This is a genomic window from Bacillus sp. AFS001701, from assembly GCF_002559405.1.
GTDB lineage: Bacteria > Bacillota > Bacilli > Bacillales > Bacillaceae_G > Gottfriedia.
The window spans coordinates 1-416 of the sequence record NZ_NTZO01000371.1; the positions used below are offsets into that span (position 1 = coordinate 1).

The window sequence follows — 416 nt, forward strand, 5'->3', positions numbered from 1 at the left end:
ATACAGAAATCATCTTCTTTTTGAGACTTAACGTTTTCTTAATTTCTTCTCCAAAGGGCACATTTTACAATTTAGACTTTTTTATTTTTATAGACAAAAATCCTATATTTAATTCTAACTTACATTGAAATCCCTTTATCAACCAAAATAATTTTAACCTTAACCTTAATATTTGATTGTTGAAATGCACTAACCCAATTATTTTCTACTTTTTTCCAATCTGAGTATTTAAATGATCTAGCAAAAATACCGAGGCCAATTGGATCCAACTTGTCAGTTTGGAGAGATTTAACAAAAAGATTTAGTTCTTTTTGTAAATCTTTTTCTATTTCTTTTTCTAACTTTCCTTGCGAATTATCATTTAATTTAATTGGAGATTCTGTTATCGCTACCGGTAATTTGAGATTAATCTTAAA

Annotated in this window: 1 protein-coding gene; it reads right to left on the reverse strand. The window is 26.7% G+C overall.

The genetic code is table 11. The features are described 5' to 3' along the window. Positions 1-119: 119 nt before the first annotated feature. Positions 120-416, reverse strand: a 297-nt coding sequence (locus CN514_RS19720; protein WP_286141769.1) for a Ger(x)C family spore germination C-terminal domain-containing protein, incomplete at its 5' end; no start/stop codon positions are given.